Annotated in this window: 18 protein-coding genes, 1 tRNA gene and 1 pseudogene; 16 read left to right on the top strand and 4 right to left on the bottom strand. The window is 39.9% G+C overall.

Features of this window, described 5'->3' with window-relative positions; genetic code table 11:
- The first annotated feature begins 66 nt into the window (after positions 1–66).
- From MHZ92_RS14315 to MHZ92_RS14280, 8 genes and pseudogenes are all read left to right on the top strand, one after another.
- Positions 67–142, top strand: a tRNA-Arg gene (locus tag MHZ92_RS14315).
- A gap of 713 nt (positions 143–855) precedes the next feature.
- Positions 856–1,398, top strand: a complete 543-nt coding sequence (locus tag MHZ92_RS14310; protein WP_239432393.1) for a sigma-70 family RNA polymerase sigma factor — start codon at positions 856–858, stop codon at positions 1,396–1,398.
- Entirely contained in the window at positions 1,373–2,431 is a 1,059-nt protein-coding gene (locus MHZ92_RS14305; protein WP_239432392.1) for a DUF4179 domain-containing protein, read from the top strand. Before MHZ92_RS14310 ends, MHZ92_RS14305 begins: the two co-directional genes overlap by 26 nt.
- Before the next feature lie 350 nt (positions 2,432–2,781).
- Positions 2,782–3,141 (top strand): GNAT family N-acetyltransferase, encoded by a 360-nt coding sequence (locus tag MHZ92_RS14300; protein ID WP_239432391.1) that lies wholly within the window; start codon positions 2,782–2,784, stop codon positions 3,139–3,141.
- 174 nt (positions 3,142–3,315) lie between these two features.
- Positions 3,316–3,885: a hypothetical protein gene (locus tag MHZ92_RS14295; protein WP_239432390.1), complete on the top strand. Its 570-nt coding sequence runs from the start codon at positions 3,316–3,318 to the stop codon at positions 3,883–3,885.
- A 387-nt stretch (positions 3,886–4,272) separates the two neighbouring features.
- On the top strand, positions 4,273–4,401 hold the full coding sequence (locus tag MHZ92_RS21450; protein WP_255723565.1) for a hypothetical protein: 129 nt from the start codon (positions 4,273–4,275) through the stop codon (positions 4,399–4,401).
- A 689-nt stretch (positions 4,402–5,090) separates the two neighbouring features.
- A complete protein-coding gene (locus tag MHZ92_RS14285) occupies positions 5,091–5,999 on the top strand; it encodes a serine hydrolase domain-containing protein (RefSeq protein ID WP_239432389.1) in 909 nt (302 codons plus the stop codon).
- Between the two features lie 61 nt (positions 6,000–6,060).
- A pseudogene (locus tag MHZ92_RS14280) lies at positions 6,061–6,908 on the top strand (phosphotransferase).
- Positions 6,909–7,230: 322 nt separating this feature from the next.
- On the opposite strand, the gene MHZ92_RS14275 reads toward MHZ92_RS14280, so the two are convergent.
- Positions 7,231–7,512, bottom strand: a complete 282-nt coding sequence (locus MHZ92_RS14275) for a hypothetical protein (protein ID WP_239432388.1) — start codon at positions 7,510–7,512, stop codon at positions 7,231–7,233.
- A gap of 235 nt (positions 7,513–7,747) precedes the next feature.
- On the opposite strand from MHZ92_RS14275, the gene MHZ92_RS14270 reads away from it, so the two are divergent.
- The 4 genes from MHZ92_RS14270 (at position 7,748) to MHZ92_RS14255 (ending at position 10,727) form a co-directional block, all read left to right on the top strand.
- On the top strand, positions 7,748–8,533 hold the full coding sequence (locus MHZ92_RS14270) for an amino acid ABC transporter substrate-binding protein (RefSeq protein ID WP_239432387.1): 786 nt from the start codon (positions 7,748–7,750) through the stop codon (positions 8,531–8,533).
- Positions 8,534–8,598: 65 nt separating this feature from the next.
- Positions 8,599–9,258 (top strand): amino acid ABC transporter permease, encoded by a 660-nt coding sequence (locus MHZ92_RS14265; protein WP_239432386.1) that lies wholly within the window; start codon positions 8,599–8,601, stop codon positions 9,256–9,258.
- 35 nt (positions 9,259–9,293) lie between these two features.
- Positions 9,294–10,046, top strand: a complete 753-nt coding sequence (locus MHZ92_RS14260) for an amino acid ABC transporter ATP-binding protein (protein WP_255723562.1) — start codon at positions 9,294–9,296, stop codon at positions 10,044–10,046.
- 120 nt (positions 10,047–10,166) lie between these two features.
- The gene (locus MHZ92_RS14255; RefSeq protein ID WP_239432385.1) at positions 10,167–10,727 is read left to right on the top strand and encodes a DUF420 domain-containing protein; all 561 of its coding nucleotides are present in this window, start codon (positions 10,167–10,169) and stop codon (positions 10,725–10,727) included.
- A 45-nt stretch (positions 10,728–10,772) separates the two neighbouring features.
- On the opposite strand, the gene MHZ92_RS14250 is transcribed toward MHZ92_RS14255, so the two are convergent.
- Positions 10,773–11,249, bottom strand: coding sequence for a general stress protein (locus MHZ92_RS14250; RefSeq protein ID WP_239432384.1), 477 nt, complete (start codon positions 11,247–11,249; stop codon positions 10,773–10,775).
- Between the two features lie 145 nt (positions 11,250–11,394).
- On the opposite strand from MHZ92_RS14250, the gene MHZ92_RS14245 reads away from it, so the two are divergent.
- From MHZ92_RS14245 to dacB, 3 genes are all read left to right on the top strand, one after another.
- The gene (locus MHZ92_RS14245; protein ID WP_239432383.1) at positions 11,395–12,105 is read left to right on the top strand and encodes a DUF421 domain-containing protein; all 711 of its coding nucleotides are present in this window, start codon (positions 11,395–11,397) and stop codon (positions 12,103–12,105) included.
- 158 nt (positions 12,106–12,263) lie between these two features.
- Positions 12,264–13,682 (top strand): NAD-dependent succinate-semialdehyde dehydrogenase, encoded by a 1,419-nt coding sequence (locus tag MHZ92_RS14240; protein WP_304649633.1) that lies wholly within the window; start codon positions 12,264–12,266, stop codon positions 13,680–13,682.
- A 185-nt stretch (positions 13,683–13,867) separates the two neighbouring features.
- Positions 13,868–15,355 carry a D-alanyl-D-alanine carboxypeptidase/D-alanyl-D-alanine endopeptidase gene (gene dacB, locus MHZ92_RS14235; RefSeq protein ID WP_239432382.1) on the top strand — a complete coding sequence of 496 codons (1,488 nt, stop codon included), beginning with the start codon at positions 13,868–13,870 and terminating at the stop codon, positions 15,353–15,355.
- 43 nt (positions 15,356–15,398) lie between these two features.
- On the opposite strand, the gene ilvA is transcribed toward dacB, so the two are convergent.
- Complete coding sequence (gene ilvA / locus MHZ92_RS14230; protein WP_239432381.1) at positions 15,399–16,670, bottom strand: threonine ammonia-lyase IlvA; 1,272 nt, start codon at positions 16,668–16,670, stop codon at positions 15,399–15,401.
- Between the two features lie 165 nt (positions 16,671–16,835).
- Positions 16,836–17,735 carry a diacylglycerol/lipid kinase family protein gene (locus MHZ92_RS14225; RefSeq protein WP_239432380.1) on the bottom strand — a complete coding sequence of 300 codons (900 nt, stop codon included), beginning with the start codon at positions 17,733–17,735 and terminating at the stop codon, positions 16,836–16,838.
- A gap of 362 nt (positions 17,736–18,097) precedes the next feature.
- Between MHZ92_RS14225 and MHZ92_RS14220 the strand changes: the two genes are divergently transcribed.
- On the top strand, positions 18,098–19,516 hold the full coding sequence (locus MHZ92_RS14220; RefSeq protein ID WP_239432379.1) for an amidase: 1,419 nt from the start codon (positions 18,098–18,100) through the stop codon (positions 19,514–19,516).
- The last annotated feature ends 36 nt before the right edge of the window (positions 19,517–19,552 follow it).

The following is a 19,552-nucleotide window of genomic DNA, read 5'->3' as shown; positions in this document are numbered from 1 at the left end:
GTCGAAACGTGTCACAAAAGAACGCATGAAGGCGCATTAAACAGCGTCACGTCAACGTTTGACTTAGCGTCAGTGTTCCGAGGTGTAAAACGAACAGCCTCCTAAGCTGTGGGTCGCAGGTTCGATTCCTGCCTGGGACGTAAATAAATGCGGTGTAAACCGCGTCATATCAATGTTTTAAGTGGGTAAGGTAAATGAACAGGATACGAACTTTGGTGAATATCCCTTCATTTTTCTACAAACTTAGAATGGAGAAAACCTTCTAATAATTATATTAGGAGGTTTTTTTGTTGACTAAAAGAACGCTGAATAAAGTAAAATCCATGCAGCAAGAGGTATTGGAAAGCATCCTGGAGCCTATGGACTTTTAAAGATCAGATGAACAGAAGGTAATCAAAAAACGTATTTCAATAACGTGTTTGGAAAGATATCGTTGGGGATACGTTATTCGGGGTAAACACCTTATCTTCTGTATTCTGGCTATTAATGAGTTTTCCGACTAACGTGTCTGTGGATGATCGTATTTTTCGACTACTAATTACTTTGATTTGCATTGCTCTGACAACCCAAATTATCTAATTTTTCGTAATCAGATGAAGAAAAACTCAATGGTCTCTGATAACAGGAGAAACACGTAATGGTTAACTTTGTTAATTTAGAAGTTTGTTTTTTAACTTATCGGGCCAGGCAACACGGAGTGTGAAGACGTGCATTTAAAAAGAACCAACTTGCATGGAATAGCAAGTTGGTTTTTCGTGTTCGGATTAAATCTTTTCAATTCTTGAAAAGTTGAATCGTTTTCAGTGATATGATGCTCTAATAGATAGAGCAAGGAAAGGGGGGTGCCGATTGGTCTTGAAAAGAAAATTAGTTGCACGTGCGAAGAAAGGAGACAAGCAGGCGTTTGAGGCATTAATGCATGACGAGAAAGAGAAGTTGTATAAGATGGCTTTCATATATATGAAAAACGAGAATGATGCATTGGAAGTGTTTCAGGAGACGGTTCTGAATGCGTTCACTTCCATTCATTTATTGAAGGAAGACCGCTATTTTTCCACTTGGATTACACGGATTCTAATTAACACAGCGCTTCGGATACTGAAGAATAAGAAGAATATAGTGCCGATCGATCAAGGAATGATTGAAGAGGGCGGCCAAGAGGAACATGGCGGTGTCGAAGTACAGATAGACTTAATGAATGCGCTCAATGAAATAGAGGAAAAGTATAAAACGGTTCTGTTATTGCGTTACTACGAGGATTATTCGGTGAAGCAGATTTCGGTATTTTTGGAATGCCCTGAAGGAACAGTTAAGACGAATATCCGCAGGGGTCTTGGACAGTTGAAGTCAAAATTGAAGGGAGTGTATGTCATTGAACGACAAAATTCCATCATTTAAAAGGGAAATCGATAAAATCCAAGTGCCGGTTGAAAAGTTGGATACTATTATAGATAACGTTTTGGATGGGGAGATGCCGAAACGGAAAAGGATGGTTTGGCAGAGAATGGCGATCGGAACAAGTGGCGCTGTCTTGTCTTTGGGCATTTTGCTCGGTTCAGCAGCTGTTTCGCCTGCTATGGCGAAATTCGTAACACAAATTCCGATTATCGGTTCCATTTTCAGCCAGTCCAAAGACAAAGGGTTGGTACAAGTAAGCGAAACGGGCTTAGCTCAAATAATCGGAGAGACGAAAACGGTCAACGGAAAATCATTGACGATTGATGAGCTGTTCTATGACGGAACTCGGTTCACTTTTAGTTATTCATTGGCTTCGGATGTCCCGATTACTGATAATTACTTAACGCCTTCTTGGACGATCGACGGGCAACAGTATGCTTCCGGCATGGGAAGATATGATGAGGTAGTCATCAGTCCGTCGGAAAGGACTGGAATTTACGAATTGACTTACTATCAAGAAGAGACGGTACCGCTAAAGGGAAAATTTGAATTAGGACTCTGGTTTGAAGGAGAAGACGGTGAAAAATGGGACTTCCAGATCCCGGTGGTCAAACAGGCAGATCAAAGGTTGATTACAATCAATGAAGTACAGCAGCTTGAAGATCTTAATCTTAAATTGATTGTGACGTCAATTGAGTCCGGGCCGGGTGGGATGCTTCTTAATTACAAAATCGAAAGTCCGTATGATCAGCACATAGCGAGCTTCATTCGTTTTGAAGTTTTTGACGAGAACGGAAATGAATACAAACAGAATAATGGCAGTGCAACTGGCAGTCGATACTTAAAAGGGAATTTTTTATTTGATCCAATAAAGGACGATGCCACTCAATTGACCATTAATCCGATCGTTTATATTCCTGAGGATGGAACCGCTATTGAAGTGATCGGCGGTGAAGAATTTCCGATTAATTACTCGGCTTATAGGGAGAAAATGTATCCTTTCAAAATTATTAGAGTGAAACTCTCGGATTAAGAAAAGGGTTTCATAAATTTAAGCAAACGGGCGCGATGATTGAATAGGAAGGGTAGCAGATTGTCGGATATATATAGTTCAATGCAAAAAAAGGAAACCGTAAGGCAATAGAAGGGTTTCCTTCTCCTTTTGTCGAAATATGTATAAAGAGGGAAAATATGTATGTAAGTTACAAATAAATTTAACTCGTTAGAGCAAGATGTACAAAATGTGCTGTTAAACAATCAAGCATGTAATGGTTTTACCCTTTCATTTATCTTAGGTTTTAATCAACCAATTTCAACTGAGAGATCAATGGAGTAACTTTCACAAACTTGTTATTCCAATGTAATTACAGAAGGAGGATTTACGTGATTCGTTTATTAACTAAAAACGATTTAAAACAAGCTGCTTCTCTAGTAGCAATGGCTTATCCAGGGATGCAAATATCGACAGAGGAAGCTCAAAATGCATTTAATGAGCGACTCAGTTTTGAAATTGAATCTGAAAATAATTTAACGCTTTACGGGCTGTTTACCGAACAAAATGAGTTGTTAGGTTTATATAAACTCCATGACCTTAAAGGGAATGTAAACGGAAAGATTGTTCGTATTTGGGGAATTGGTACAGTAGTAGTTCACTTTTTTCATAAAAAAGAAGGTGTAGCGAAACAGTTACTACAACATTTTCACGAGCTTGCTAGACAAGAAAATGTTGGGGTTGTATCGTAATACGCTTTTAATACATCTTTCTATCAAAAGATGGGATATGGTTATGGACCAACACGATATCAATATAAACTGAAGCCTGCAAGTTTTCCAAGCAGTGGTGATAGAAAAAAAGTAGTCATGTTGTCTGAGGCCAATGAGGAAGAGATTGTTGCCACCTACAATAAATAAGTATCTATGCAACATGGCATGATAGAACGAAACTTTATTAAGAAAAAAGTTTCGTATTATGCCGGAGTTTATGAGGGAAATGAGTTAGTTGGTACACTTGCTTATACACTACAACCAGTAAAAGATAGTCATTTTCTTCATCATGAAATGAATATTCTTGAATGGGTATGGACGAAGCCAAGCACTTTCATCGATATGTGTACGTGGATTCATTCACAGCAGTTTCAAGTAGATCGTGTATACGTTCGAACGCATGATGAATCACTTATTCATCAATTTGAAGATCCTAGAAACGATAGCAATCGATTGATTCTAAGTGTTTATCATAAAATAGGAACTGTTGGTACCGGGATCATGTACAGAATAAGCTCTATCAGGTCATTTGTGCAACAAACTAATTTTCATTCCTTAGATCGACCAGAAAGCTCTGTAACGATTACTATATTTGTCCAGGATTCGTTTATTCAGGAGCAAAACGGTAGTTACCATTTAACATTTAGCGAAGATTCTTGGAGCATCGAAAAATCGCCCATTTCTAGGGATGAAGTTGATTTGAGATTTCGATTTCAGATATAATTTCTTGGTGGATGGGTTGTATTAGCATGGAGCAGCTAGTCCAATATGGAAAAGTAGAAGTGAACAATTGGCCAGTAAAACATTTAGATCGATGGTTTATGCCTAACACTAAACCCGTTTGCTTAACTTCCTTTTAAGAAAATTGATATTGTCAAAAAGCAGTCATACAAAGGGGAAATAGTAGGAAAAAGTAAAGGAGTTAGCCCTTGATACAGCTGAGGGGGCTACGCATCTTAGAAACTTTTACTCAAAAAAAGGATATCGATTCATTGAGTATACAAGTTGGAATGTTACAAATTACCGAAGTGTAATTATAATTAAATGTTTACAAAAATAATAAAATTCTGCTTTTGAAAGCTTCTCTCCTGTTGCTTTATCGGATTTACAATGATTTACCAAAAGGCGATTCCTGATGAATTGGCGGAGGCATTGGTTGAATCCATTACAAGAAGACTGAACAACTTCTTTGCTATGAGTGAGATTGAGATGGATCTAAAAGTGGAATTAGCATACTGATATAATGAGAGGGGAACGTTCATTCTAACGGATTTAGTTGGCGGGGAGAATAACTCTAAATACAATGCAAGAACAGCCCTAATTATGTAATACTTCAATAGGAACAGGGAGCATAAATAGCTAATTATAAACGCTCAGACTTTAAGTTGGACAGATGAATATTAAGAAGACTGTTGGGCAAGAGTTCTGTATTGTACCGGACTCTTGCCTTTTTAAATTTGCTTTTATCCGTTTGTTGTAAAAGTAATTCATTAAGTCTTCTAGGTTATGTTTAAAATGATCAATACTTTCAAATTCATTTAGATAAAGAAATTCCAAAGGATACCGTAAGAGAATTAGGGTGATTCTTCAAAAGAATCCCTACTCCAAATTTGCCGTTCCGAAACAGATGCTACACTATCTTGTTAATTTTTTGAGAATTCCGTTGTTTAGTTGTTTTAGGGGGAATAACTTGGGATATAATGTAATATTCTTTCATTCTTCGACTTGAATATTCAAAATGTTATGTTACTATGGTGAGGGTATATTGATAAACACAGACACAGTGGCTATGGCTTATGTTCAGGATTTTAATAATTTGTTTTAGGAGGGGAAAGGGTGGACGGATATTTCTATAAATCTCTTGGATTTGAAATTAAGAAAGAAGAACAAAGATATTGGATTAATATATAAGGGGGATCCACAGAAGAGTGAAATCTTTAACGGAGTTTGAAAAGGCAATAAAAAAGGACAAAATTGATAGCGTCCTCGTACAAAGGAATAGTACTGTGATATTTGAATATTTTCGAAACAACAAAATGAAAGAAAAACAACATAAAATATATTCTGTTACAAAAAGCATCTTATCAGCACTGATTGGAATTGCGATAGACAAAGGGTACATCGAAAATGTCAACACACCAATAATTAATTACTTTCCGGAATTTAATAAAGATAAAGAGGATCAAAGAATTACAATCAAGCACCTTCTGACAATGACTTCAGGGTTACACTATCCGGGTAATAGTAGTATGATACCCAGCAAAAATTGGGTCAATTTTGTACTTAATCAGGACGTTGATCATCCTCCTGGAAAAGAAATGGTCTACAGTTGTGGTTCTTCACACTTGTTAAGTGCAATCTTACAAAAGACAACTGGGTTGGACACAGAAAAATTCGCTAAAAAGCATTTATTTACACCACTAGGAATAACAGATTATAAGTGGAACCGCGATGCTCAAGATATAGCCATTGGTGGATTCGGATTAACGATGAAAACGGTTGATATGTTAAAAATAGGAACGCTTTATGTAAATAAAGGACGATGGAAATCCAAACAAATCTTGCCCCTTCAGTGGATTGAGGAATCTACAAGTCCAAAAGTCAAAGTTGGTGATGGTACTTCATACGCATACCACTGGTGGAATAAACAATTTGATAATCAAAAAGATAGGATCGTTCTGGCGAAAGGATACGAGGGCCAATATATTATGCTTGTACCTAACTATCAATTGGTAGTAGTCATGACAAGCAGTATTAAAGATGATTCATCAAGACCTATATATTATTTTAAGGACTATCTACTGCCTTATGTCGACAGTAGCTTAGTATCTAGTTAATAAACGTCACTATATTATTTGACGATCTGATGCTTTAATTAAATATTCATGGGGGACTAAAATGAATATCGAACTTGAAAAGCTAATTTATACTTTAAACCAACACTTTAAAACAAATATTATTTCTACAGAGTACCAAACAACACCATTACAAGGTGGAACTGTGGGGAATGTTTACCTAGTAACTGGAATCGCCGAAACTGCAGATGGTGAAAAAATGCCGTACCGTATTGTGTTGAAAATCCAGAAAAAATGGGAGCGTTACGGAGATCCAGGTTCATGGCGCCGGGAATATGATCTATATATGTCCGACTTGGGAGCGACGTTCTCGGATGCCTTCTGCTGGCCAACATGTTATCACGCCGAGATCAATGCCGAAGAAAATGAATTCCAGCTGTGGTTGGAATATATCGATGGCATAACCGGTTTAGACTTGACCGGTGACATGTATGAACAGGCCGCGCTGGAGTTAGGACGCTACCAAGGCAAACTGTATACGGAGCAGCCCGCTGTGCTGCAGAGCCTGAACAACCTGAGCCATGCTGATTTCATGAAAAATACGTATCTGCATTACCGGTCATGGCCGGTCGTCTACGATTATATACGATCGGAAGACTGCGAATTGCCGCAGCACGTGCGGCAAATGCTCATCGACATCGATAAGCACGCAGACGAGATACTCGCCCGCATCGAAAGACTGCCCCTCGTGCTATGCCACCGGGACTTCTGGGTGACCAACCTGATCTATGCCGACGGGAAAATCGCGCTCATTGATTGGGACACATCGTATTCGGATACAGGCTTATCGAGGGGTATCTATACACAGAGGCTGATGACGAGAAGTCGAAGTATGTAAATACTCTCCAAAAAATCTATGAAATGAGAACCATACCTGTTATGGTTTCATAAAAACAGGCTATAATCCCATCTGAAAGCAAGTCATAAGGAAATAGAACAAGAAATATCTCAAGAGGAAATAGATTGGTTAAATAAGTGGATTGAACTCATGACGAATGAAACAATTCCGAACAAAAGGTAAGCGTTCAAGAACATTAATTTAAGTCAATAAATCATGTGAGAAGTAGAACGTAAAATTATTTCACACGAATTTTACACATTGGCACGCATGAATGCTGTTAATCAATGTTTGTACGGGATTATTGAAGTCTGCCGGGACGACATCGAAAAGCCAGCTGCGGAAAGAGCAGCTGGCTTTTTGCTTTTCAGGTTATCAATCTTCAGGGTCCATGCCGTTCGGTTCTTTGCCGAGTCGATTCATCCTTTGTGAATGAAATTCTTCGGGGAATTCCTGAAACGACTGCCCTTTTTCAAAAATCGAAACCGGGTCGATTCCATTTGGTTCTCTGCCCAATTCATAACTTTCCGCGACAGGGGAAGGAGGCTGCTCGGATTGTATCGTTTCATTTTCGATACTGTTTTCTACATATTCATTTTTGAATTCCTTATCCTCATTTGGCTTACGATCCTTATCTTCCGGAAAATCTCTCACCATTTTACATCCTCCTTTTTATCTGTTTTCCGTCATTCATTCTACGAGCTACTACTGTACATTTTCCCTTTTCATTAGAATCAAAACGTTATCCGCTTCATATACTAAGGACGATTGTCTAATAACGAAAATTCCGTAAATTACTATGGGGGTTTTCATTATGTGTAAAGCATGATACTATATCAGTACGTTAACAGACTAAAGTGTTAAAGCGAGATTATGATAAGGGGAGACAACAATGAAAAAACTTATGACATTAGCTATCATTTCAATAGCCGCATTGCTCATCGTTACAGGCTGTGGCAGTTCAAATACAAACGGAAATGCCAGTGGTGATAATACGCTCGTTATCGGAGTTGATGATAAATTCGCTCCAATGGGTTTCCGCGATGAGAACAATGAACTAACAGGTTTTGATATCGATTATGCGAAGGCTGCAGCAGAATATATGGGTATGGAAGTGAAGTTCCAGCCGATCGACTGGAAAACAAAAGAAACCGAATTAAGCAGCGGAAGAATTGATTTGATCTGGAACGGGTATACGATTACGGATGAGCGCAAAGAAAAAGTACTCTTTACAAAGCCGTATTTGGAAAACGCACAGGTTGTAGCAACTTTAGCTGATTCAGAAATTACCAGCTTAAACGACCTGTCTAGTAAAGCAATTGGTTTGCAAGCACTATCGTCAGCTGCAGATGCTTTGAACAGCAATTCAATTCAATCGGAACTCAAGTCCGTCTCCGAATACTCGGATAATGTACTTGCACTTTCCGACTTGAAATCGGGCCGTGTTGACGCAGTTGTCATTGATGAAGTCGTCATCGATTATTATATGTCAAAAGAAGAAGGTACTTTTAAGGTGTTGGACGAGTCATTAGCTCCTGAACAGTATGGCGTCGGTGTGAAAAAAGGGAATGAAGAGTTGCTTGCTAAACTACAGGACGCTTTGGATAAAATGAATGAAGACGGTACTGCAGCAAAAATCTCCGAGAAATGGTTCGGGGAAGATAAAATACTTAAATAATAGTACGGGCAGGAAGGGTTTTCGATAAGAAAACCTGTTTTGCTTTTTAGAAGGGGTTATCGCGTATGTCTATCGACTATTTATTATCGATATTAAAGCCGATGTTGGAAGGAGCACAAGCAACAGTTCTCCTATTCTTAATTGCGATTGCAGTCTCCATTCCACTCGGGTTTATCTTAACATTAATTGCAAGAAGTTCCATTAAAACGTTAGCGTATTTGGCTAACGCATATATTTATTTATTGCGGGGAACACCTCTCTTATTACAATTACTATTCATCGTTTTCGGTCTGCCGCTTATTCCGGTTGTAGGAGAATATTTGGTGCTGGATCGATTTGTTGCAGCTTGTATAGGGTTCATTTTAAATTATGCCGCATATTTCGCTGAGATTTTCCGCGGTGGATTGCTTGCGATTGACAAAGGCCAATATGAAGCAGCTCAAGTGCTTGGTTTGAATAGATGGCAGACGATGAGAAAGGTCGTATTGCCTCAAATGTTCCGTATTGCATTGCCTTCAGTTGCAAATGAATCCGTCACTTTGGTGAAGGATACAGCATTGCTATATGCAGTGGCAGTTCCTGAATTGCTTCATTTTGCACAAACAGCCGTCAACCGCGATTTCACAATTATCCCATTCTTGTTGGCAGGCGTCATCTATCTACTGATTACGATCTGTTTGACATTGTTCTTCAAATGGTTGGAAAGACGATTGCGATTTGATTGAATGGCATAGTAAAAGTAATGTAAGGAGTGAAAGATATGCCGATTCTTGAAGTGAAAAATATTAAAAAATCATATGGTCCGCTTGAAGTGTTGAAGCAGATTAGTTTTGAAGTGAATAAAAATGACGTCATTGCCGTCATCGGTCCTTCCGGATCTGGGAAAAGCACGATGCTTAGGAGCTTAGTTCACCTAGAGGAATTGGATGGAGGAAGCATTTCGGTCAACGGTAAATACATTGTAAAAGACGGAATCTACTCAAAACCTCAACAAGTAAAACAGATTACATCTAAAATGGGAATGGTTTTTCAGCATTTTAATCTATTCCCTCATTTGACAGTAGTGGAAAATCTTGAACTTGCACCGAAGCTTTTAAAACAGGGAAGTCCACAGGAAAACCGTGAGTTGAGTATGGAATTGTTAAGAAAGGTCGGTCTCTCCGATAAAGCTGATGTGTTGCCCTCAAAGCTTTCGGGTGGTCAAAAACAAAGGGTGGCAATTGCACGTGCCTTGATGAGGAACCCTGAAATTCTTTTGTTCGATGAACCTACATCAGCACTGGATCCGGAATTAACAGGGGAAGTGCTACAGGTCATGAAGGACCTAGCTTTTGAGGATATGACTATGGTTGTTGTCACACATGAAATGGAATTTGCGAAGGATGTCGCAAACAAAGCGATTTTTATGGATAAAGGGGAAATTGTTGAATCCGGAAATCCTGTAGAATTATTGAATAACCCTAAAATGGAACGGACAAAGGCATTCTTGTACCGGACCTTATCCAAAAAATAGTGCAGTCGGGGTAGTTTGCCCGGCTGTTTTTTCATTTTGACAACAATGTGAAGTCGGTCTTATGGAGCCGAAATTATGTTACACTACGAGAAGACTTGTAGCGTTTAAGGAGTTGTTTACATGAATCAATCTGCAGAAATAAAGCAAGAAAAGTTATTTAAAAAAAGAAATTATCGGCCAGCCATCATTATTTTAACGATTGTTTTACTCGGCGTGATCGGCTTATTGTCAGGCAGGCGAGGAGGAGTGGAAGATTTTGATGCATTCGATGTTACAATACTTCCTCTTTTGAATGCGATTTTTAATAGCTTCACATTTGTTTTCTTAGTTGCAGCCCTCATCGCAATTAAAAAAAGGAATATAAATGTTCATCGTAAATTTATCTATGCTGCTTTTTGTACAACAGCCTTATTCCTAGTGACCTATGTAACATTTCACTATTTGGCTCCATCCACTTCGTATGGTGGGGATGGGATTTTAGCGGGTATTTACTATTTTGTGCTCATCACTCATATACTACTCGCTGCAGCTATCGTTCCTCTAGCATTGACAAGTGTAGCAAGGGCTTGGAACAGGGAACATGAGCGTCACCGTAAAATCGCACGTTGGACGATGCCGATTTGGTTATACGTCAGCCTTACTGGTGTACTTGTCTACATATTAATATCACCATATTATTAAAATGAAAAGGCTGCTCCCTTCGATCGGGAACAGCCTTTCTTTATTTTAAACAATCGGACGGTCAGGATAATCTAGACGCGTATTCCGGTATTCTCCATCCACTAAAACAAGAATCTTTCCTTCATTGAAATAATCATTATAACGATTTGCTTCATCTTCTGGAATCCCCATTCCGATCAATGCGCCAGCGAGTCCGCCAACCCCAGCTCCTGCGGCAGCGCCGGTCAGTCCTGCTACGATCGGACCTGCTGCGATAATTGGACCGACGCCTGGAATTGCAAGTGCTCCGATTCCAGCTAGCACGCCGCCCAGCCCGCCTAGAACTCCTCCTGTTGCTGCACCGGTAGCCGCTCCATCCGCAGCGTGGGTTCCAGTTTCTTCCTCTATATGATCTACATGATCTCGATCCTTGCTAATGATGGAAATTTCACTTGAACTGTATCCTTGTTGTTTTAAGTCTTCAATTGCAGCCACAGCTTCAGATTCAGTATCATAGTAACCTACTACATGTCGTTGTACCATTTAAAACGCCTCCTGATCAAAGTTTTTGTTCTAGGTAATTGCTACTCTAGGAAATACCCGAACCTTCCATTTTGAAACATGACAGATTCTACTAGATTTAAATAATGCGATTCGGGTAACTAAATGATGAATAGGAGGAATAGCTATGGATTATCTACTAATTGGGATGAAGCTTATTATTGGGTTAATTGCTCTTATGACCATCACTAGGCTTTTAGGCAAGAAACCTTTAGCTGAGATGACTCCGTATGACATCATCTATTTAATAGTGTTTGGCGGAATCCTTGAAGAAAGTATTTATGACAAGAAAGTAACAATTTGGATGTTCCTTTTTTCATTGGCAGTATGGGCAATAGCTATATTGGCGGTTGAGAAATTGGTTGCTAAATTTAATCCGTTGCGTATTTTAGTAAAAGGTGAAGCCGATCAGTTACTATCAAATGGAAAGATCAATCGGAAAGCGTTTGAGAAAAATCAATTGGAAATGGAGCAGGTCCGATCGATGCTTCGTCAACAAGGGATTTTTTCATTAAAGGAAGTACGTGATATGTATATCGAACCGGGAGGGCAAATTTCTATCAATCCTTTCGCGAAATATAATTCTGTTGCAGTAGAAGATTTGGGAATCGAAAAGAAGGAAGAAGAACCGAGTGTGTTGCTAATTGATGAGGGTGAAATAAAGCCTGAAGTGTTGAAAGCAATCGGTAAGTCCAAAGAATGGCTGTTGCAAGGGGTCAACGAGAAAGGGTATCAATATATAGAGGAAATCCTTTATTGCGAATGGTCAGAGACTGATGGATTCTTTATAAAAGGATTTGATGACACTGTAGAGTTGGATGGACAACAGCCAAGCTGATTCCAGCCAACTAGAGTTGAACTACATACTAACATAAGAGAAAGGCTGTCCATCACTTAACAAGCTATGGACAGCCTTCTATATTTTGATTCTATATAATGGGATTTTAAGAAATAATAATGGTACATTTGAATAAAGATAATTGAGGAGGTTACGAGATGAAGCTTTATTCGATGATCATCAACGGTAAAGAAGTTGGAAATGACCTTACTACGATTGAAGTTATTAACCCGGCGACGGGAGAACCGATTGCAACCGTGCCAAATGGAGGCGCAAAAGAAGCGGTCTTAGCTGTTAATGCAGCATATGATGCGTTCCAAGACTGGTCGGCTCTATCAGCCTATGATCGGAGTTCATTATTGAACAAATGGCAAGAGCTGATTGACAAGCATACGGAAGACTTAGCGCAGACAATGACAGAAGAGCAGGGCAAGCCATTTGCAGAGGCTAAAGGCGAAATAAAGTATGCGAATGGATTTATCTCCTGGTATGCGGAGGAAGCTAAACGAATCTATGGTGAAATGATTCCGTCGAGCCATAAAGAAAAACGGATTTTCATCCATAAACAACCGGTTGGTGTGACAGCTGTTATCACACCTTGGAATTTTCCCGCAGCAATGATTACTAGAAAAGTTGGACCAGCCCTTGCTGCAGGTTGTACAGTTGTTATCAAACCCGCGGAACAGACTCCGCTCACCGCGATAAGGTTGGCCCAGTTAGCGTTGGAGGCAGGTATTCCCGCTGGCGTCGTCAATGTCGTTACGGGAGAGGCAAGTACAATAGGTGACGCGTGGCTGCAGGATACTCGTGTCCGTAAACTGACATTCACCGGTTCAACTGAAGTCGGGAAGTTGCTCATGAAAGGCGCTGCAGATACAGTGAAGAAAATTTCATTGGAACTAGGCGGTCATGCTCCTGCCATCGTCATGGAAGACTGTAATATTGATAAAGCAGTTGATGGAGTTATTGCCACCAAGTTTAGGAATGCCGGACAAACATGCGTTTGCGCAAATCGGATATACGTTCATGAATCAATTGCAGAAGACTTCTCACGAAAGTTTGTTGAGCGTATAAAACAATTAAAAGTCGGAAACGGCATGGACGAAGGCGTGACAATCGGTCCGCTTATTGACGAAGCTGCCATCAGAAAAGTCCAGTCCCATGTCGATGATGCACAGTCAAAAGGTGCAAAGATATTAATTGGTGGATCAAGAAAGGATCATCTATTTTACGAACCGACCGTATTATATGGCGTGAGCGACGATATGATTTGCATGCAGGAAGAGACATTCGGTCCGGTCGCACCCATTACGACCTTTTCTTCTGAAGATGAGGTTCTTAGAAGGGCGAATGACTCGATTTACGGTTTGGCAGCCTATGTATTTACTGAAAACATTTCGAGGGGCATTCGTATGAGTGAACGGCTGGAGTACGGGATTGTCGGATTAAACGACGGACTACCTTCAACTCCACAAGCTCCTTTCGGTGGGTTTAAGCAGAGCGGACTCGGCAGAGAAGGAGGACATCAGGGATTAGAGGAATATATTGAAATAAAATACATTTCAGTTGGTTTATGACGAAAAAAGACATCCATTTAAATGGATGTCTTTTTTTGTCAAATCTATAAGGTTGTTAGTAATAATAGAATATATTTTGGTTAAAAAATTTTATTAATAAAATACTTTTTATCTCAAAATCTATTTATTTGCCTAAATTAAAATGGTAGACTGAAAACACAACATAAGAAGAAGGGGGAAAAAGTTTGGTTTTCAGAAAAGCTGCCATCGTTTTTATGGCTGTTGTCATGTCGTTTGCTGCCGTGTTCACAATTGCTCCTAGTCAACAAGTTGTACAGGCCTCTAGCCCTTACGAGAAGTTGGAAAGAAATATTAATGAGATTATGGCGGATGCCTCGAAGAAGTCTGTCGTCAGCAGTGTTACGGTCCGGAAAGCATCAACTGGAGAAATCGTCTACGAGTCTAATGCAGATCGGAAATTGACACCTGCTTCGACAATGAAGCTATTAACTTCTGCAGCTGCATTGGAAACGCTCGGTGAAGAGTATCGATTCACAACAGATTTGCTGACAGATGGGTACATATCGAAAGGGGTACTACACGGCAATCTATATTTGCGGGGGCAAGGGGATCCAACACTTTTGAAAAATGACCTAGATCAATTTGCTACATCTCTTTCAAAACAAGGTGTTAAAAGAATTACTGGGAATCTAATTGGAGATGATAGTTGGTTCGATTCTGCACGTCTATCGCCAGGTATCGACAGAAGTGATGAAACATATTACTATGCTGCACAAATATCCGGATTGACGTTATCACCGAATACTGATTATGATGCGGGAACTGTTATCGTCAGCGCAACTCCTACAAAAAAAGGGTATAAAGCGAAAGTGTCAATGACACCTGACACGGGGATCATTACAATCGTCAATAAAAGTAAAACAGTCCCGAAAGGCTATAAAAATACTTTAACCATCAAGCGGCAATATGGAACGAATACCATTGTTATTTCAGGAAATGCCCCTCTCGGAAGTTCTGGAAAGAAAGAGTGGGTTACAGTCTCCAATCCGACAGCATACACGCTTGATGTGTTCAAAAAATCACTTGCTTCAAAAGGGATCAAATTTGATAAAACATCGAATGTGACGAGAAGACAGGCTCCACAAAATGCCGTAGTCATAACGTCAAAGCAATCGATGCCTTTGAAAAATTTGATGAGACCTTTCATGAAATTAAGTAACAATACACATGCCGAAATTCTTGCGAAGACGATGGGTAAACAAGTTTATGGAGTAGGAAGCTGGAATGCAGGCTTACGGGTCATGCGTGAGTTTGGACAATCCATCGGGTTAAATCCGAATGAATGGAGCTTTGAAGATGCTTCTGGCATGTCACATAAAAATAAAGTGACATCTGCTCAATTGACCGAATTACTTTACCTCGTCCGCAATGCGCCTTGGTATAGAAGTTTCGTGCAAGGCTTGCCCGTTTCCGGGATGAATGACCGCTTCGTAGGCGGGACATTGAAAAACAGATTGAAAGACAATTCGGTAAAAGGGAAAGTCATTGCGAAGACAGGAAGCCTGAACGGCGTCAATTCATTGGCAGGTTATGTAGAAACAACAAATGGGGAAACGTTAATCTTCAGTGTTCTTACTCAAGGACAAAGGCAGAAAGCGCTCCCTGCGATTGATAGAATAGCAACAGTCATCGCAACAACACCGAAAAATTAAAACCCGCAAAAGGCGAATTATCGCCTCTGCGGGTTTTTCCTCGTTAGATAAGAAGTTCGAATAACGTGCTATCTTTATTCACTTCAGTGAATGGGAAGCCGCTCTGTTTCATGCGGATCAAAAGGTCAGCATAATCTTCCTTCCTTTTCAATTCAATGCCGACAAGACCTGGCCCATTTTCTTTATTATGCTTCTTCGTGTATTCAAATGTCGTAATGTCATCATCCGGTCCTAAGACGGAGTCGAGAAATTGCCGTAATGCTCCTGCGCGTTGGGGGAAATTGATGATGAAATAATAGAGTAGCCCTTCATGTAGAAGGGATTTTTCCTTAATTTCTTGCATTCGTCCAATATCATTGTTCCCACCGCTAATAATGCAGACGACAGATTTTCCTTTGATTTGATCTTTATAAAAATCGAGGGCTGCAATCGTCAATGCTCCTGCAGGCTCGGCGATAATTGCATGTTCGTTATATAAATTTAGTATAGACGTGCAAACTTTACCTTCCGGAACACTCACAATATCGTCAACATATTCACTGCAAATTTCATACGTGTAAGAACCTACGCATTTAACGGCAGCGCCATCAACGAATTTATCAATACTATCTAAAGGGGTAACCGCGCCATTTTGAATAGAAGCTTTCATACTGCTTGCTCCTTCTGGCTCAACTCCAATCATCGAAGTTGCGGGGGATAGGTTTTTAATATACGTACTAACCCCTGACATAAGACCACCGCCACCAATGCTCGCGAAAACAAAATCAATCGGCTCATCAATATCATTCATCACTTCGACAGCGACCGTCCCTTGACCAGCGATAATATCTTTGTCATCGAATGGGTGGATGAAAATCCGATCTTCCTGTTCTGCACATTCTATCGCATGGGCAGAAGAGTCATCGAATGTATCGCCAACAAGGACAATTTCAACAAAGTTCTTTCCGAACATTTTCACTTGGTTGACTTTTTGTTTCGGCGTAGTTTGTGGCATATAGATTTTGCCTGCAATCCTCAATTGTGAACAGGCATATGCCACTCCTTGGGCATGATTTCCAGCACTTACACAGACGATTCCTTTTTCACGAGCTTCTTTTTCAATCCGTTTGATTTTGTAATAGGCTCCTCGTAATTTGAAAGAGCGGACGTATTGCAAATCTTCACGTTTAATATAGACATTGCAACCATATTGTTCGGAAAGCCTCTTGTTCTTTTGCAAAGGTGTATGTTTCACCACATCCTTGAGCAATTGGTTGGCAATGAGGATATCTTCCACTTGAACATGTTTCGTTTCACTTGCAGCTATCTTTGTCATACGCTCTTTCCCTCCGTAATTTGTAATGAATATTTAATTATATTAACACGAATCACGAAAGAAGAACATAAGATTGTTCTTAATTGATGATGAATTTAAATGAATTAATCAAGAAGAACAATTCCATTAAATATGTAAGCGTTTTCTTTACAGGAAAATCAAATGTCAGGACGTTAAAATAAGATTCAAAGCTTTGCGTTGGATAGCTATTTTGATTTTTTTAGAGTGGAAGAATTCCCCGTCGATAATCGAAGGCAACATCCGCTCTCCCTCAATTACTATTTCTTTTCCTTCCAAATAGGATACTTCTTTGGCAATGATAGGTTTTCCTTTCAGAAGGAGAGGGAATAGTCGTAATAAGACATTCAACCGTTTTGCTTCATGCAAAACGGTCACATTCATCATTCCGTCGGTCGGGCACGCATTCGGACAGATGACAAGACCCCCGCCGTACATTTTCACATTGCCACTTGCAGCAAGCCATAAATTCGATTCCATAACGAGTTGTCCATCGACAAAAAGCTTGGCCCTAAACGGCGTGAAAGTGAGCAATTCAATAATTGCCGCAATTGTATAAGCGACAGATCCACGGTTTATTTTATTGAGCCACTTTTTATAAATGGACTTGTCTGCTCTATTACCGATTTTTGCATCTATGCCGACACCTGCAATTGTCAGTCCATACAATCCATTCACTTTTAAAAGATCAATAGATACACATTTACCGACTAGCAGTTTTTTGACAAAGCAATCTGGATCCGTAACCAGATTAAAATTTCTTGCGACATCATTGCCAGACCCCGCCGGGAGGACAGCTAACGGAATAGGGGTATGGGCTAACTGTTGAATAACAGAATTGATCGTTCCGTCTCCTCCAATAACGACAAAAGCTTTTATGAATGTTGTTTCCATTTTTTCCTTCATATATTTACGAGTTAAATCGGAGGAGACGCATATATGCGTTTCGTATTCGACGTTTCTCGCAAGTAGCATTTCCTCGATTTCTTGCCAAATCGTGAATGCCCTTTCTTTTCCAGACGTAGGATTTATAATAAAGATATACATCGAATGACCCCATTTCTAACAAATAGTTTAGCATATTCAAATTGTAAAATGATCGAAAGATGAAGCATCAGAATAGAACGTTCTAAGGTAGGGGAATCCTTGAAATGATGCACGAAGAAAAGGAGTGATGACATGCAAAAATGGGACAGCCGACTAGAGAATCCAGATCCTGGTCAATGGGCCGCATTAGGGGTATCAACCCTCATCATATTCATTATCATCTTCGTAAATCTCATGTAATCCTGTGAAGCTTCTTTCCTGTAAAAGGAAGAAGCTTTATTCATTTGTATGAAAATGGTTTTCTGTATATAATGAATAGAGAGAATAATCGTGAATTATTAGGGCGAAAGAGGGGGATAGGGATGAAAAATGTCAGTTCTGTTTTAGACGCTGATGCTTGGACAATCAGGGAGATGATTGTAAACGGGGAGATGACCTCTTCTCAAATTACATCCTTGTATATCGAACAAATAAAGGAAAAGAATCCTTCAGTCAATTTTCTTGTAGAAGAATGTTTTGCAACCGCTATGGAAGAGGCGGAACAGGCGGATATTGCAATAGCTGAGGGAGTTGCAAGAGGGGTCCTATTTGGCGTTCCAATAAGCATGAAAGAGTCATTTCACGTGGCTGGAATGAAGACAACTGGTGGATTGATCCGTAGGAAAAATGACATTCAAGATGATGATGCTGAAGTAGTTAGGAAGTTGAAAGCAGAAGGAGCTATTATTGTTGGTAAAACGAACACACCTGAATTGTGCTTTTGCCAAGAGACTGACAATAAGCTACATGGCAGAACGAATAATCCATGGAATTTGCATCGAACGGCAGGCGGTTCGAGCGGTGGCGAAGGGGCTGCAATTGCCCTTGGAGCAGTTGCTGTTGGACTAGGATCAGATATAGGCGGTTCCATCCGTTTTCCAAGTCATTTTAATGGTGTTATCGGTTTTAAATCCGGAAATAGGCAAGTCTCCCAAGTTGGAAGTTTTCCATATGTGGATAATGCCTGGCAGGAAAGGATGCTAGGGATTGGTCCCATTGCAAAATCAGTAAGAGACGCGAAGCTAGTATATTCCATAATTGCTGACAATCCAATGGAAAAGAAAGAGGTCAGTGATTTTATTATAAATGTATTCCGGACGACCGCGTTTCCACTTTCCGACGAGTCGGTAAAACTATTGAATGATGTCTACCTTGCTGTAAAGAATTCATACATGACAGAAAGGGAACCTCTTCCACTTCTAGACGAATCAGCTCTTCTATGGCAAGAAATTATGTCGATTGATGGGGGAGAGTCTATCCGAGAGATCGCATATGGTAATGCAAAGGGCAATCCTGTTATTTCCTATATAAACGAAAAGACAAAGGGTACCGCGGATATTCACCGCTATTTATCATGGGCGTTAATAGGCACTTCATTATTCAAGCCATCTGCTAAACGGATAGATGAGATTTCGGATCGTTTGGATGAAGGAGATAAACAGTTGGATGAGTATTTAGAAAAGCGATTAATTATTATGCCTGTATACCATAAAGCTGCTCCGCTGCACGGTGTTGTCTATAAGGAAATATTTTCAATACGAAAAACATTCATGAAATACATGCCTTTTGTTGCTTATGCCAATACATGGGGCCTTCCAGCTTTGACAGTCCCTATCGGTAAAGATAAAGAGGGAATGCCGATCGGTCTGCAAATAATCGGGAAAAATGGTAATGAGGATGCCATCTTTTCACTCGGCTCTTTTCTTGAAAAACATTTCGGTGGGTATTCACGGGCAGTGTAAAACTAGATCATGCAAAGCATTAGATGAAGGGAAGCC

It is taken from the genome of Sporosarcina sp. ACRSL (genome assembly GCF_022346605.1).
In the GTDB taxonomy this organism is placed as follows: domain Bacteria; phylum Bacillota; class Bacilli; order Bacillales_A; family Planococcaceae; genus Sporosarcina.
This window is presented reverse-complemented; position numbering and strand designations above follow the sequence as displayed.

Coding starts and splice junctions, on each gene's coding strand:
- MHZ92_RS14295 (WP_239432390.1), top strand. CDS start 3,316: ATGCAACATGGCATGATAGAACGAAACTTTATTAAGAAAAAAGTTTCG.
- MHZ92_RS21450 (WP_255723565.1), top strand. CDS start 4,273: ATGATTTACCAAAAGGCGATTCCTGATGAATTGGCGGAGGCATTGGTT.
- MHZ92_RS14275 (WP_239432388.1), bottom strand. CDS start 7,512: ATGGTGAGAGATTTTCCGGAAGATAAGGATCGTAAGCCAAATGAGGAT.
- MHZ92_RS14270 (WP_239432387.1), top strand. CDS start 7,748: ATGAAAAAACTTATGACATTAGCTATCATTTCAATAGCCGCATTGCTC.
- MHZ92_RS14265 (WP_239432386.1), top strand. CDS start 8,599: ATGTCTATCGACTATTTATTATCGATATTAAAGCCGATGTTGGAAGGA.
- MHZ92_RS14260 (WP_255723562.1), top strand. CDS start 9,294: ATGCCGATTCTTGAAGTGAAAAATATTAAAAAATCATATGGTCCGCTT.
- MHZ92_RS14255 (WP_239432385.1), top strand. CDS start 10,167: ATGAATCAATCTGCAGAAATAAAGCAAGAAAAGTTATTTAAAAAAAGA.
- MHZ92_RS14250 (WP_239432384.1), bottom strand. CDS start 11,249: ATGGTACAACGACATGTAGTAGGTTACTATGATACTGAATCTGAAGCT.
- MHZ92_RS14245 (WP_239432383.1), top strand. CDS start 11,395: ATGGATTATCTACTAATTGGGATGAAGCTTATTATTGGGTTAATTGCT.
- MHZ92_RS14240 (WP_304649633.1), top strand. CDS start 12,264: ATGAAGCTTTATTCGATGATCATCAACGGTAAAGAAGTTGGAAATGAC.
- ilvA (WP_239432381.1), bottom strand. CDS start 16,670: ATGACAAAGATAGCTGCAAGTGAAACGAAACATGTTCAAGTGGAAGAT.
- MHZ92_RS14225 (WP_239432380.1), bottom strand. CDS start 17,735: ATGTATATCTTTATTATAAATCCTACGTCTGGAAAAGAAAGGGCATTC.
- MHZ92_RS14220 (WP_239432379.1), top strand. CDS start 18,098: ATGAAAAATGTCAGTTCTGTTTTAGACGCTGATGCTTGGACAATCAGG.